The organism is Burkholderia sp. MSMB0856 (assembly GCF_001524645.2).
GTDB classification, from domain to species: domain Bacteria; phylum Pseudomonadota; class Gammaproteobacteria; order Burkholderiales; family Burkholderiaceae; genus Burkholderia; species Burkholderia diffusa.
This window is the reverse complement of record NZ_CP013429.1, coordinates 776,775-790,198: the sequence shown is the minus strand read 5'-3', so window position 1 is coordinate 790,198 and position 13,424 is coordinate 776,775. Positions and strand designations below refer to the sequence as shown.

The following is a 13,424-nucleotide window of genomic DNA, read 5'->3' as shown; positions in this document are numbered from 1 at the left end:
GCCCGCGGGGAGGGCGCCGTGCGGCGCCGCATGACGACGCAACGGCTTGCATCACTTCATCACTGCATTACGCGCGTTCGCCGACCGGCGTGAACTTGCGGTCGCGCACGCGCCCCTCGTCAACGCCGCGGCGAATCAGGTCCTGCGCTTCCGCGCGGCTTGCGACACACGGCGCGGAGCCGGGCAGCGGCCGCCGTGCGGTTTCGCGCAGCGCGAGCACCGACACGATGCCGATGAACGATGCGCCCATCAGGTAGTAGGCCGGCATCATCAGGTCGCCGGTGCGATCGACGAGCCATGCGGTGACGAGCGGCGTCGTGCCGCCGAACAGCGACACCGACACATTGAAGCCGATCGCGAGCGCGCCGTAGCGGATCCGCGTCGGGAACAGCGCGGGCAGCGCCGACGGCATCACGCCGGTGAAGGTCGACAGCAGCGTGCCGTAGATCAGCATCCCGCCGAACACCGACAGCATCCCGCCGGAGCGGATCAGCAGCAGCGCGGGCACCGACAGCACGAGCAGGCCGACGCAGCCGAACATCATCACCGGCTTGCGGCCGAGCCGGTCCGACAGATGCCCGGCGTAAAGCGTCATCGGCATCATCAGCACCATCACGAGCAGCACCATGAACAGGCCGTGCGTTTCGTTGAAGTGCAGCGTCGCCGACAGGTAGTTGGGCAGGTACGACAGTGCCATGTAGTCGGTCACGTTGAAGATCAGCACGAGGCCGACACACTGGAGCAGCGGCCTCCACTGTTCGATGAGCAGCGTGCCGAACGACTGCTTCGGGCGCGATCGTTCGTCCGCTTCGCGCGCCTCGGCTTCCTTCTTGAACGCGGGCGTCTCCTCGAGCTTGATCCGGATGTACAGGCCGACGAGGCCCAACGGACCGGCGATGAAGAACGGCACGCGCCAGCCCCATGACAGCAGCGCTTCTTGCGACAGCGTCGCCGTCAGTATCGCGACGGTCGCCGCGCCGAGCGTGTAGCCGATCAGCGTGCCGAATTCGAGGAAGCTGCCCATGAAGCCGCGGCGCTTGTCGGTCGAGAACTCGGCGATGAAGGTGGCGGCGCCGCCGTATTCGCCGCCGGTCGAGAAGCCCTGCACGAGGCGGGCGACGAGCAGCAGCACGGGCGCCATGATGCCGATCGACGCATAGCTTGGGATCAGGCCGATCGCGAAGGTGCCGACGGCCATCATGATCATGGTGGCGGCGAGCACGCGCTGGCGGCCGATGCGGTCGCCGAGCGGGCCGAACACCATGCCGCCGAGCGGTCGCACGAGGAACGCGGCGGCGAAGGTGCCGAAGGTCGCGAGCAGTTGCGCGGACGGGCTGCTGGACGGGAAGAACACCTTGCCGAGCGTGACGGCGATATAGCTGTAGACGCCGAAGTCGAACCATTCCATCGCATTGCCGAACGCCATGGCTCCGACCGCACGCTTCAGGACGGCAGGGTCGACGATCGTGATGTCGTCCAGCTTGAGGGACTTGCGCGAAGACCGGGCTTTCGCGGGGTGCGCTTGCGATGAACTCAATGAACGCTCCTGGAGGGGCCTTCGGCCGGCCGAGCGGATGCGGAACCGTCGGGGACGAAGGCGGTTGTCTCGGGATCGCCGTGATGTCGGTGATGCGGCGCGCGTCATGCGACATCCGGCAGGTGTGTGCTGGTGTGAAGCAGTGTAGAGAAACGGGAAACGCGGACTATCGGTCATGCGCCCGGAAACCGGTGGAAAACGACACGGATGGCGCAGCCGGGCAACTCCGGATAACAGCAGGTTCGGTAGATGGCGGTCCGGGCCGCGTCGATGGCGGTCTATACCGGGCGTTGATCTTGCCGGTGGCGGATCGTGCGGGCATGGGATCGGCGATGCATCGCGTACGGATGCGCGCGCGATGAAAGTTGCACCGAATCCGGGCGCATATTCGCGTGTCGAAGTCGGTGCAAGATAATTCGGACTGCGAATACGCGGAGGCGGCGATTCGGCACTTGAACCGCCGCCAGCGCATCAGAACATGTGGCGGATCCCGACGTTCGCGCCGACGGTCGTGCCGGTGACCGCGTAAAGCGCGTTGTTGATCCCGAGCCCGGTGTTCATCGCACCGTGGTTGTTGACCATCGCGACCTGCGCGTACAGCGCGGTTGCCTTCGACAGGCTGTAGGTCGTGCCGACGGCTGCGAGCAGCGAGTGATTGGCGGTGTCGTTGCGATCGCTGGTGAACCAGACGCCGCCGTTCAGGTCGACGGCGGGCGTGGCCTGGTAATCGAGGCCGCCGCCATACACGTTGTTGCTGAACGATCCGCCGACCTTGTAGCTCGTGAACGATGCCTTCGCGGTGACCGGGCCGAAGCGGTACGCGGCGCCGATCGTGCGCCCGACGAACGCGACGGTGCTCGGCGTCGGCGTCGGGTTGGTGCCGTCGTTGCCGTCGTAGAACGCGGCGTCGATCATGAAGCCCTCATGTTCATACTTGAGGCTCGCCGAATACTGGCGGCCGGCCTGGAAGTCGCCTGCCTTGCCGCCGAACGCGAACATCGCGCTGCCGGTGAGGCCGGCGATCGTCGGGCTGGTGTACGACACGGCGTTCGGGTTGAACAGGCCCGTCACCAGCACGTTGTCGACGTAGTTGATCAGCCCGCTACCGAAGTGCGAGAAGCTGCGCGGATCCGAATCGAAGATCGCGAGCAGGAACGGCGAGTACTGCACGCCGGTCTTGACCGTGCCGAAGCCGCCATCGAGCCCGACCCACGCCTGGCGGCCGAAGAAGTTGCCGTTCGAATGGGCGAACGCGCCATTGGTGACGGCAAAGCCGCTTTCGAGCTGGAATTTCGCCTTGAGGCCGCCGCCGAGATCCTCGGTGCCGGTCATCCCGAACGTCGTGGGCGTCATGCCGGTGTCGGTCATCGCGAACTGATGGCCGGCGTTCGCGCCGGTGGCGGCGTCGAGCGTCTTGCTCGTATACAGCAACGCGGCGTCGAGGTTGCCGTACAGCGTCACGCTGCTCTGCGCGAAGGCGCTGCTGCTCACCATCGCGCCCGCCAGTGCGGCGCAACCGATCACGATTCTGCTTTTCATTGGGTGTCTCCAGTGTTGTTGTACGTCGATGCATCGAACGGGGAATGCGACGGACATCCGCGAAGTGGTGTACGTCGCGCGGGCCGCATACGCAGGATGGGGCGCGGCGGAACGCACGTGCGCGGCCGGGTGTCGGCCGCATGCGACGCGTTCATGGCGGGGATGGGCGCCCGAACGCGCGTGCGTCGAAGAGGTCGGGTAGGGCCGGCCGATGCCGGCCCCGTCGTTCAGAGTGGCCGGCCGAGCTGCTCGAGGATCGCCGGATTCTCGAGCGTGGACGTGTCCTGCGTGATCGCCTCGCCCTTGGCGAGCGAGCGCAACAGGCGCCGCATGATCTTGCCCGAGCGCGTCTTCGGCAGGTTGTCGCCGAAGCGGATGTCCTTCGGCTTCGCGATCGGCCCGATCTGCTTGCCGACCCAGTCGCGCAGCGTCTTCGCGAGCGCCGCCGCTTCCTCGCCCTCCGGACGCGAACGCTTCAGCACCACGAACGCGACCACCGCCTCGCCCGTCGTGTCGTCCGGGCGGCCGACCACCGCCGCTTCCGCAACCAGCTCGTGCGAAACCAGCGCCGACTCGATCTCCATCGTGCCGAGCCGGTGACCCGACACGTTCAGCACGTCGTCGATGCGGCCCATGATCGTGAAGTACCCGGTGTCCTTGTCGCGCACCGTGCCGTCGCCGGCGAGGTAGAGCGTGCCGCCAAGTTCTTCCGGGTAGTAACTCTTCTTGAAACGCTCCGGGTCGCCCCAGATCGTGCGGATCATCGCCAGCCACGGACGCTTGACGACGAGAATGCCGCCTTGCCCGTTCGGCACGTCCTGCCCCGTCTCGTCGACCACCGCGGCCATGATGCCCGGCAGCGGCAGCGTGCACGAACCCGGCACCGTCGGCGTCGCGCCCGGCAGCGGCGTGATCATGTGGCCGCCGGTTTCGGTCTGCCACCACGTGTCGACGATCGGGCAGCGTTCCTGGCCGACGTGCTTGTGGTACCACATCCACGCTTCCGGATTGATCGGTTCGCCGACCGTGCCGATGATGCGCAGGCTCGACAGGTCGTAACTCTTCGGATGGACCTTGTCGTCGGCCTCGGCGGCCTTGATCAGCGAGCGGATCGCGGTCGGCGCGGTGTAGAACACCGTGACCTTGTGATCGTTGATCATCTTCCAGAAGCGGCCTGCGTCCGGGTAAGTCGGCACGCCTTCGAACACCACCTGCGTGCCGCCGCACGCGAGCGGGCCGTAGGTGATGTACGTGTGGCCCGTGACCCAGCCGATGTCGGCCGTGCACCAGAACACGTCGGTGGGCTTCCAGTCGAAGGTCCACTTCATCGTCTGCGCGGCCCACAGCAGATAGCCTCCGGTGCTGTGCTGCACGCCCTTCGGCTTGCCGGTCGAGCCCGACGTATACAGGATGAACAGCGGATGCTCGGCGCCGACCCATTCGGGTGCGCACGTGTCGGATTCGCTGTCGGCGATCTCGTGCATCCACAGGTCGCGCCCGGCGTGCCAGTCGATCGTGCCGCCGGTGCGGCGATAGACGATCACGCTCTTGACGGCTTCGCAGCCGCCCATGGCGAGCGCCTCGTCGGCGATGCTCTTGAGCGGCAGCGTCTTGCCGCCGCGCGCCTGCTCGTCGGCGGTGATGAGCGCGACCGCGCCGACGTCGACGAGCCGCTCGTTCAGCGATTTCGCGGAGAAGCCGCCGAACACGACCGAGTGCGTGGCGCCGATGCGCGCGCAGGCCTGCATCGCGACGATGCCTTCGATCGACATCGGAATGTAGATGACGACGCGATCGCCCTTGCCGATTCCGCGTTTCTTCAGCGCATTCGCGAAGCGCGAAACGCGAGCGAGCAGGTCGGCATAGGTGACGCGCGTGACGGTGCCGTCGTCGGCTTCGAAGATCACCGCGACGCGTTCGCCGTTGCCGGCTTCGACGTGACGGTCGAGGCAGTTGTACGACGCGTTGAGTTCGCCGTCGTCGAACCACTTGTAGAACGGCGCGTTGCTCTCGTCGAGCACCTTGGTGAACGGCTTGTGCCAGGTCAGGCCTTCGCGCGCGAGACGCGCCCAGAAGCCTTCGTAATCCTGCTCGGCTTCGGCGGCCAGCGCGCGGTAGGCCGGCATGCCGGAAATGGTCGCGCGCTCGCGCGTGTCGGCCGTCGGTTCGAAGATTCGGCGCTCCTGCAGGATCGATACGAGGGCAGTCAAGATGGTCTCCATGGAAAGCGTTGGGTGTCGCATGACCGTTGAAACGCAACTTGCATGCCAATTGCGTGGGTCTTCGGCCGGTAAGGCGTGTGTGTACGGTGGCGCGCGGTTCCCGATAATTGCTCTGCATTGCATAGCAATGAAAGACGGAACGAGCGGCGCTCTTGTCAGCGTGAAAGTTGCGTCGAAATGCAGCAACGGGTGTTGCAGGCGTCAACACGACGCACGACGCACGACGCGCGGCGTGCGCGCCGTGGGACTGAGGCCGTGCTATGCGATGAACGACCGCAGCACGCCGAGCGCGTCGGACGCACGAAGGCGCGTGAGCGCGGACACCTCGATCTGCCGCACGCGTTCGGCGGACAGGTTCATCTGGCGGCCGATGTCGCGCAGCGAGCAGCCTTCGTCCGCATGCAACCCGTAGCGCAGCCGGAGCACCATCGCCTCGCGCGGCGGCAGCCGGTCGATCGCGGCGGCGATCGTGTTGCGCAACTGGGTGGCGCCGGCGGCGTCCTCCGGCGACGGCGACGACAGATCCGGCGCGACGTCGGCGAACGTCATGTCGCCTTCCGGCGAAACCGGCAGGTCCGCCGACACCGGTTCCTTCACGATCGCCATCAGATCGCGCACCTTGTCGACCGGCTCGCCCATGTGGACGGCCAGTTCGGCAGGCGTCGCGGCCGTGCCCGCGCGTTGCCGATGCTCACGTGCGAGCCGCGTCAGCTTGTTCAACGCATCGACCGTATGCGTCGGCACGCGGATCGTGCGGCCGAGGTCGGCGAGCGCATGCGTGATCGCCTGCCGGATCCACCAGGTCGCGTAGGTCGAGAACCGGAAGCCGCGCCGGTAGTCGTAGCGCTCGATGGCCTTCAACAGGCCGATGTTGCCTTCCTGGATCAGGTCCGCGAACGGCAGCCCGCGATCGGGATAGCGCTTCGCGATCGACACGACGAGCCGCAGGTTCGCGTCGAACAAGCCCGCTTTCGCCGGCTGCATCGCGCGTTCGATCGCGCCGAGCCGGGCATCGAGCGACGCGGTCGCACCGGGCGGCAGTTCCGACGCCGGGGCATCGCGCACGATCGCGACGCGTGCGTCGACGAATTCCGCCGCGCGTCGCGTCAGTGTCGGCGCGCAGGCCGGATGCGCGGCAATGCACGACGCGAGCCAGCCGGCGTGATCGTCGTGGTCCGTCTGCGCGAATGAGGGTGGGACGCCCACGTCGGCCAACAATCGCGCCAACCGGCCGCGCAGCGCGCGGTGCCGGCGCGCGCGGCTGCGTAACGGTTCGCTCATTCGTTCGAGTGCGCGGGCGGACAGACACAGCGTGCCGAGCAGCGCGGCGGCGTCGCGTACGTGCGTGCGATACGCGGCAGACGCGGTGCCGCCCGAGGCCAGCGCGGCACGAATGCCGTCCGCGATTGCGTCGATGCGGGCGAGCCGTGCCAGTACCGCGTCGCGCCAGGCCGAATCCTCCGATGGCGCCTCGTCGTCGCGCCCGGGCTCGCCGGCGGCGGCAGGCGAGGCGCCTGCATCGGCGTCAATGGATCGTCGAGCGTCGCGCGTGGCGTCGGCGAGGAAGATCACGTAGGTCGATGCGGCGGCTCGGCATTCGGCGATCTCGGTACGAATCGACACGAGCGCGTCGAGCGCATCGGGATCGCCGCACAGCACCGCGACCGACGCCGCGCGGCCGCGCTCGATGCGCTGCGCGTATGCGAATTCCTCATCGCGGGTGAGGAGCGGCGTCGTGCCCATCTCGCGCAGGTACAGCCGGACCGGATCGGTCGTGCGCGGCGCGATCAGGTCGGCTGCGGCGAGCGTGCCGGCGCCGTCGACCCATGCGCGCGCGGGTGGCGCCGGGCGGAAGTAGCGGTCGAGCGTCCAGCCGCTCGCGGCATCGACGCTGTCTGACACCGCGATGCCGAGTTCGGCGAGCACGGCGGCGGCCGCATCGATGCTGCTCTCGCTCGCATCGTCGTCGGGCAGCGCGTCGATGATGTCGCCGCGCGTGACGAAGCCGCGCGACAGGCCGGTCGCGATCAGCGCGTGCAGATGCGCGACCGCGTGCGGCGGTGCGCCGTCGTCGCTACCGGCCGCGGGCGCCGGTGCGTGTCGCGCCGGCAGCCCGTCGCGCGACGCGTCACGCGCGCTTCGCATACACGTTGCACCAGCCGTCCGCCGCGACCAGCTTGCCGGCGAACATCGGACACGTGCCGGCGGTGTCCGCCGCTTCGCCCTTGTAGAAGCGGCAATTTGCACAGCGCTGGCCGGCCTGGTATTTCGGGAACTGCGCGGCGTCCACGCTGGACGCGTGCGCGCGATAACCAAGCGTCTTCGCGGCCGGATCGTTCTCGTCGACGAGCGGCGGCGCCGCGCATGCCGTGCGTGCGGCGGCGAGCGTCGCGCACAGGCCGATGGCGTTGATGATGAAGGTTCTGCGGGAGGTCGGGTACGTCACGGTCGTTTCCTGTTGAAGATGAAATCGTGGGGAAGGGCGCGGCCCGCATCGCTTGGCGAAGCCGCTTGCCCGGTGTTACTGGCTTGCGTCCTTATGCGCGGCGGGCCCGGCGACGAGCGGCGCGGTCGACGCGTGAGCGGTATCGGCCGTCAGCTTGTTCTTGCTGGCGGCATAGCCGTTCGACGCGAGCAGGAAGGCCATCAGGTCCGCGTATTCGTCGTCCTTCAACTTGCCGGGTTGGTCCGCCGGCATGTTGGTCGCCATGTAGCCGAACACGCCGCCGATCGTCAGGTGCGAATGCGACAGCGGCGCGAACGATGGGCCGCTCAACGCGGGCGCGGTGTTGCCTTCGAGATCGGCGCCGTGGCACTTTGCGCACGCATTGCCGTAGATTTCCTTGCCGTGGGCGACCTGGGCCGCGTCGAAGGACGGCGCGGCGTCACCGGTGCTCGCGCCGACGCGGATGAAGCCGCCGTCGGCCGGCACGTTGCGCGCGCGCAGCAGGCTACCGGGCACGCGGCCTGCGCTCGCCGTCGCGCCGTCGAGGAAACGCGACGGCATGCGCGACTCGTGCGCCTCGAGTGCGCTGCCGGGCAGCGTCCACTTGCGGGTCAGCGCGGCGAGCCGGCCGTTGTTCTTCATTTGCGTGAGTGCCGCGTCGATACGTTGCTGCAATTCGGCCGAGCGCGGCGCGAACGCAAACGTGAGCTGCCATTCCGCATACGGCGACGACGTCGCGCCGATGCGGAACGCCTGTTTCGGATGCGCCGCCTGATACGCGACGACTGCCGGATACCAGACGATCGCGCGATGCGCGCGGCCGCGCGCGACCGCGTCGACCGTTTGCTCGGACGTGTTCTCGAGATCGAAGCGCGCGTTCTTCTGCTGAACTGCGATCAATTGCGCGGGGCTCGCGTAGGTCGCCGCGACGATTTCGCGGCCGGTGGCCGGCGCGCCGGCATCGCGGCGCGTGACGCTTACGTACCCCGAGCGCAGATAGCCCTGCGAGAACAGCAGTTTCGTATCGGATGCGTCGGCGATGGCCGAGCGCGGAAAACCGGCGAGCACGTCGCAGTCGTGTTCGAGGATGCCGGCGAGCTCATGCGCGGACACGCCGTCGTCGTCGTTGCCGCCCGCGTCGTGCCCGGAGAAGTTCGCGGCGATGCCGGCCGTGCGGAACACGTCGCGAGCGACGGCCTTGTCGAGCGCGGCCGTCGGCGTGCCCGGCAGCGAGCAGACGCGCACCGTCGTCGCGGCCGTGGAGAGCGCCGGTGCCAGCGCCGTGCCTGCCGCGAGCGCACAGGCCACGGCGAGGCGGGAAAGTCGGATGTTCATGATCGTACGCTCGGTTGAACAGGAGAAAGGGAGGAGCGCCCACGCCGGCGGCGCGGGCGCAATACGATTGGCGGGATGCCGATCAGCCGCGGTCGAGGGCGAACACGTACAGCGTGCCGCCGCGCGGCACGTCGTCAGCTGCCTTGGCCATCGGGCCGCCCCAGATCGGATTCGCGCCGCCGTAGCCGGCGAGTACCGCTACGTACTCCTTGCCGTCGACTTCAAAGACGGACGGCTGCGCGATGATCCCGCTCGCGAGCTTCGGGCTCTCCCACAGCACCTTGCCGGTGGCGACGTCGAACGCGTACAGATGGCCGTCGAGCGAGCCGCTGAACGCGAGGCCGCTCGCGGTCGTCGCGACGCCGCCGTTCCACGGCAGCTTGCTCCAGTGGCTCCATACCTTCTTGCCGGTGTTCACGTCGATCGCCTGAAGTTCGCCGTAGCCTTCGCTGCCCGGCTCGGGCTTGATCTCGAAACCTTCGCCGAGATACGGCAGCCCTTCCATGTAGTTGACCGACTTGCCCGACAAGCTCATGCACGCATGCAGCGCCGGCACGATCGCGAGATGGCGCACGGGGTCGTACGACACCGACCACCAGTTCTTGCCGCCGAGGAAGCTCGGGCACGTGTCGATCGTCGTGCCGACCTTCGGATACTTCGCGGGATCCTGGATCGGCGCGCCGTCTTCCGTGTAGCCGGTCACCGACGTCGCCTTCACGAACGGCTCCGCATAGATCAGCTTGCCGGTGTCGCGATCGATCGCATGGAAGTAGCCGTTGCGGTCCGCGTGGATGATCGCGTCGTGCTCCTTGCCTTTGTACTTGATCGTCGCGAGCACGGGTGTGTTGACGCCGTCATAGTCCCAGGTGTCGTGCTTCGTGTACTGGTAGTGCCACTTGAGGTCGCCGTTCTTCGGATCCAGCGCGAGCAGCGAATCGGAGTACAGGTTGTCGCCCGGGCGCAGGTCGGCGAGCCACGGCCCCGGGTTGCCGACGCCCCAGTACAGCGTGCGCGTCGCCGCGTCGTAGGTGCCGGTCAGCCAGGCCGGTGCGCCGCCGTGCGCCTGCATGCCGTCGGGCCAGGTGTCAGCGTGCTTCTCGCCCTGGCCAGGAATGGTGAAGCGTTTCCACAGCAGCGTACCGTCGTTCGGGCTGAGCGCCGCGATGAAGCCGCGTGCGCCGTATTCGCCGCCCGAGCTGCCGACCACGATCGCGCCGTCGAGCGCGAGCGGCGCGAGCGAGAACGCATAACCGAGCCCCGGCTCGAACATCTGCTTCTTCCACACGAGTGCGCCGGTCTGTGCATCCAGCGCGGCCACCTCGCCGCTCAGCATCGCGACGTAGACGTTCTTGCCGTACAGCGCGACGCCGCGGTTCACGACGTCACAGCAGGCCGTCTTGAATGATTCGGCGCCGAGTTTCGGTTCGTATTTCCACAATTGCGCGCCGGTGGCCGCGTCGAACGCGTACACGTTGTCCTTCGGCGTGGTCACGAACAGGTAGCGGCCGTTGACGATCGGCGTGGCTTCGAAACCCTGCTTCAGCTCGGCCGGAAACTTGTAGCTCCACGCTTGCGTGAGCTGCTTCACGTTCGACGCGTCGATCTGCTTGAGCGGCGAATGCGCCTGGCCGTTGTACGTGCGGTAGTAGGTGAGCCAGCCCGGATCGCGTTGCGCATCCGTGAGCCGCTGGTACGTGACCGCCGGATAATCCGCGGCAGCGTCCACCAGGCCGGGATTCAGGGCGATCGCGGCCGCCGCCGCGATTCCGATCGTTGCCAGTCGGCTCGTCGAAGCCGAGAGTTTTTTCATGGTTGTCTCCAGAGTCATTGTGGTCGCACCGCGGCCAACACATGGCCGGGCCGGCAGGGTGGGGATCCGGGTCCAGTGCGCAGCCAGTCACGCAAATCGCATGCCATTGAGGCGCGCGCCCTGTCGCGCAAGGCCGGGCGGCCGATCGTGCGCGCTGCTACGACGTGCGCGGCGTGGCGCGGATGATCCGCGTGTGTTGCGTTCGGGGACAACCGCGGGTCGAGTGTTGCGAAACATGACAGTGCGGTGCGCGGCCGAAGGCGTCGGCTCGTTGATCCAAATTGACACAGGCGCAACAGGGGTGGCACGAACTGCAACAGATGCGCGGTTGCGTATCGATGCGTGGCGGCTTCGATCGGCGGCCGGCCGGGTGTTGCGCGGATCGGCATGCTTCTTGCCGTTCGACACGGGAATGATTCCGCGCAACGAGAGACCGCCATGCATGTCCCGATTTCGTCCAATGCTGCTCGCAGGTGCGAGCGCCGCCGCGTGGTCGCGCTCGCATACTGCGTCGCGCCCGCCGGCCCGTACGCGCCGACGATCGAGATGCCGCAGGCCGCACGCGAACCGTTGCGAGCCGTCGCGATAACGGTATTCGCCGTTCATGCGGCCATCGTGGTCGCCCTGTGGCACGCATGGGTATCCGGTGGACGCCAGACGCTGCCGCGCGCACTCGCCGTCGAGGTGGACGCGAGCGAATTCGCGCGGGTGGCAGAGCCTGGTGTGCATCGTCGGGTGGATGCCGCGACGCAGGTTCCTCACGAGGCTATGCCGTCGCATTCGAGCCGAGAAACAGCCGTGCATCGAGAGGCTCGGCCGAGTGTGGCCGCAACGCATCAGGCCGATCATGCAGGTCCTTCGCGCAAGCCAGCCGCCGTCACCGCGGCGTCGCAGCCGGACAGTGAGCGTGGGCGAACCGTGCCGGGGCAGGAGTCAGCTCAGCCTGCCGCTGAAAATGCAGCGGCGGATACCGCGACGGTTGCCGCGCAGGCAATGCCGGGCGCGCAATCTTCTACCGAACCCAAACCCAAACCCAAACCCAAACCCAAACCCAAACCCAAACCCGTTACCGCACCGCGCTTCGCGGCGGCGTACCTGCGCAATCCCGCACCCGATTATCCGGACGTCGCGCAGCGGCGCGGCTGGGAAGGCACCACGTTCCTGAATGTGCATGTGCTCGCGACCGGCCGGCCCGACCAGGTGCTGCTGTCGGCGAGCAGCGGACACGACGCGCTCGACGATGCGGCCGTCGCGGCGGTCTCGGACTGGCGCTTCGTACCGGCGAAGCGCGGTACGGAATCGATCGACGGCTGGGTCAGGGTGCCGGTCGTGTTCAAACTCGGAAACTAAGGAATCCGTCATGTCAGATTACATCCACTACGCGGTCGTCGGCGCATTTGCACTCCTCGCGGTGCTGTCGGCGCTCACCTGGACGCTGATCGTCGTCAAGACGCTGCTGTATGCGCGCGTCGCGCTCGGCAACCGCCGTTTTTCCGCGCGCCGCGGCGATCGCCCGGTGCTGTCGATGCCGACGGACGACGATGCGGCCGCCAGCCTGAACGCGCGTCTGCAAGGTGCCGTGTGCATCGCATTGCGCGATCTCGACGCGCCCGAGCCGCACGCACCTGCCGCACTGGTCGCGTGGGATCGCCGCGATCTGCTCGAACGCACGCTCGCACGCGAGATCCGGCGCGCGCAGCGGTCGCTCGAGCGCGGGCTTACCGTGCTCGCGTCGATCGCGAGCGTCGCGCCGTTCGTCGGGCTGTTCGGCACCGTGTTCGGCATCGTCCACACGCTGCAGTCGATGACGGCGTCGGCCACGAACGGCATCGATGCGATCGCGGGGCCGATCGGCCAGGCGCTGGTCGCGACCGGCATCGGCATCGGCGTCGCGATTCCGGCCGTGCTGGCGTACAACCTGTTCCTGCGGCGACTCAAGACCGTGACGGCCGGGCTCGATGAGTTCGGGCAGGACCTGATCGCGCTGGCCGAGCAGCGGCGGTTCAGGATCGACGCGCCGGTGCATGCCGCGCTCCCGGCCGCGAGTGACGCGGCCGCCGTGCGTCGGGCGGCCGTATGAGGACGGATAACCGCGAAGCCGACGCGGGCGAACCGCTCGGCGAGATCAACGTGACGCCGCTCGTCGATGTCGTCCTCGTGTTGCTGGTGATCTTCATGGTCGCCGCGCCGCTGATGACGCATGCGGTCCGCATCGACCTGCCGAAGGCGGCCGCCCCGGCGCGCGACATGCATGCATCGACCGTCACCGTGACCGTCGACGCGCACGGCGCGGTCCGTATCGACGGCGCACAGGTCACGCCAGCCGAGGTCGAAGCCGTGCTGGCACGCCGCGTCGCGCGCGACCCGCGGACGAGCGTCAGCCTGCACGCGGACCGCAACGAGGCATTCGGCACCGTGGCCGGTGTCATCGCGTCGATCGGGCGCGCGCGTGTCGCGCATGTGGCGATCGCGACGGCGGACGGCGATGCCGGTACGGCGCGGTGAGGCGACAGACGTCAGCTGAGACGTCGCCGA

At 67.9% G+C, this 13,424-nt stretch carries 10 protein-coding genes; 3 read left to right on the top strand and 7 right to left on the bottom strand.

Annotated elements, in window-relative coordinates; all coding sequences use genetic code 11:
- Positions 1 to 67 precede the first annotated feature (67 nt).
- The 7 genes from proP to WS87_RS32240 form a co-directional block, all read right to left on the bottom strand.
- On the bottom strand, positions 68 to 1,537 hold the full coding sequence (gene proP, locus WS87_RS32270) for a glycine betaine/L-proline transporter ProP (protein ID WP_059820789.1): 1,470 nt from the start codon (positions 1,535 to 1,537) through the stop codon (positions 68 to 70).
- Between the two features lie 471 nt (positions 1,538 to 2,008).
- Positions 2,009 to 3,076, bottom strand: a complete 1,068-nt coding sequence (locus tag WS87_RS32265; RefSeq protein ID WP_059820788.1) for a porin — start codon at positions 3,074 to 3,076, stop codon at positions 2,009 to 2,011.
- A gap of 227 nt (positions 3,077 to 3,303) precedes the next feature.
- Positions 3,304 to 5,298 carry an acetate--CoA ligase gene (gene acs / locus WS87_RS32260; protein ID WP_107938241.1) on the bottom strand — a complete coding sequence of 665 codons (1,995 nt, stop codon included), beginning with the start codon at positions 5,296 to 5,298 and terminating at the stop codon, positions 3,304 to 3,306.
- A 258-nt stretch (positions 5,299 to 5,556) separates the two neighbouring features.
- On the bottom strand, positions 5,557 to 7,443 hold the full coding sequence (locus WS87_RS32255) for a sigma-70 family RNA polymerase sigma factor (protein WP_082750523.1): 1,887 nt from the start codon (positions 7,441 to 7,443) through the stop codon (positions 5,557 to 5,559).
- Entirely contained in the window at positions 7,427 to 7,744 is a 318-nt protein-coding gene (locus WS87_RS32250) for a high-potential iron-sulfur protein (protein ID WP_059510566.1), read from the bottom strand. Before WS87_RS32250 ends, WS87_RS32255 begins: the two co-directional genes overlap by 17 nt.
- Positions 7,745 to 7,819: 75 nt before the next feature.
- The gene (locus WS87_RS32245) at positions 7,820 to 9,079 is read right to left on the bottom strand and encodes a c-type cytochrome (RefSeq protein ID WP_059814691.1); all 1,260 of its coding nucleotides are present in this window, start codon (positions 9,077 to 9,079) and stop codon (positions 7,820 to 7,822) included.
- An 82-nt stretch (positions 9,080 to 9,161) separates the two neighbouring features.
- On the bottom strand, positions 9,162 to 10,889 hold the full coding sequence (locus tag WS87_RS32240) for a methanol/ethanol family PQQ-dependent dehydrogenase (RefSeq protein WP_059690429.1): 1,728 nt from the start codon (positions 10,887 to 10,889) through the stop codon (positions 9,162 to 9,164).
- A 387-nt stretch (positions 10,890 to 11,276) separates the two neighbouring features.
- Here WS87_RS32240 and WS87_RS34510 point away from each other — a divergent pair, with 387 nt between their 5' ends.
- Genes WS87_RS34510 through WS87_RS32225 form a run of 3 tightly spaced genes read left to right on the top strand, consistent with a single transcriptional unit; the run spans position 11,277 to position 13,394 of the window.
- Positions 11,277 to 12,239, top strand: a complete 963-nt coding sequence (locus WS87_RS34510) for an energy transducer TonB (protein WP_261341822.1) — start codon at positions 11,277 to 11,279, stop codon at positions 12,237 to 12,239.
- Positions 12,240 to 12,249: 10 nt separating this feature from the next.
- Positions 12,250 to 12,969 (top strand): MotA/TolQ/ExbB proton channel family protein, encoded by a 720-nt coding sequence (locus tag WS87_RS32230; RefSeq protein ID WP_059814694.1) that lies wholly within the window; start codon positions 12,250 to 12,252, stop codon positions 12,967 to 12,969.
- Positions 12,966 to 13,394, top strand: coding sequence for an ExbD/TolR family protein (locus tag WS87_RS32225; protein ID WP_059814698.1), 429 nt, complete (start codon positions 12,966 to 12,968; stop codon positions 13,392 to 13,394). The genes WS87_RS32230 and WS87_RS32225 overlap by 4 nt, the downstream gene beginning before the upstream one ends.
- Positions 13,395 to 13,424: the final 30 nt, after the last annotated feature.

Bases quoted from the DNA above. Each gene is read 5' to 3' on its own strand.
- WS87_RS32265 (WP_059820788.1), bottom strand. From the start codon at position 3,076: ATGAAAAGCAGAATCGTGATCGGTTGCGCCGCACTGGCGGGCGCGATG.
- acs (WP_107938241.1), bottom strand. From the start codon at position 5,298: ATGGAGACCATCTTGACTGCCCTCGTATCGATCCTGCAGGAGCGCCGA.
- WS87_RS32255 (WP_082750523.1), bottom strand. From the start codon at position 7,443: ATGCGAAGCGCGCGTGACGCGTCGCGCGACGGGCTGCCGGCGCGACAC.
- WS87_RS32245 (WP_059814691.1), bottom strand. From the start codon at position 9,079: ATGAACATCCGACTTTCCCGCCTCGCCGTGGCCTGTGCGCTCGCGGCA.
- WS87_RS32240 (WP_059690429.1), bottom strand. From the start codon at position 10,889: ATGAAAAAACTCTCGGCTTCGACGAGCCGACTGGCAACGATCGGAATC.
- WS87_RS34510 (WP_261341822.1), top strand. From the start codon at position 11,277: ATGCTTCTTGCCGTTCGACACGGGAATGATTCCGCGCAACGAGAGACC.
- WS87_RS32230 (WP_059814694.1), top strand. From the start codon at position 12,250: ATGTCAGATTACATCCACTACGCGGTCGTCGGCGCATTTGCACTCCTC.
- WS87_RS32225 (WP_059814698.1), top strand. From the start codon at position 12,966: ATGAGGACGGATAACCGCGAAGCCGACGCGGGCGAACCGCTCGGCGAG.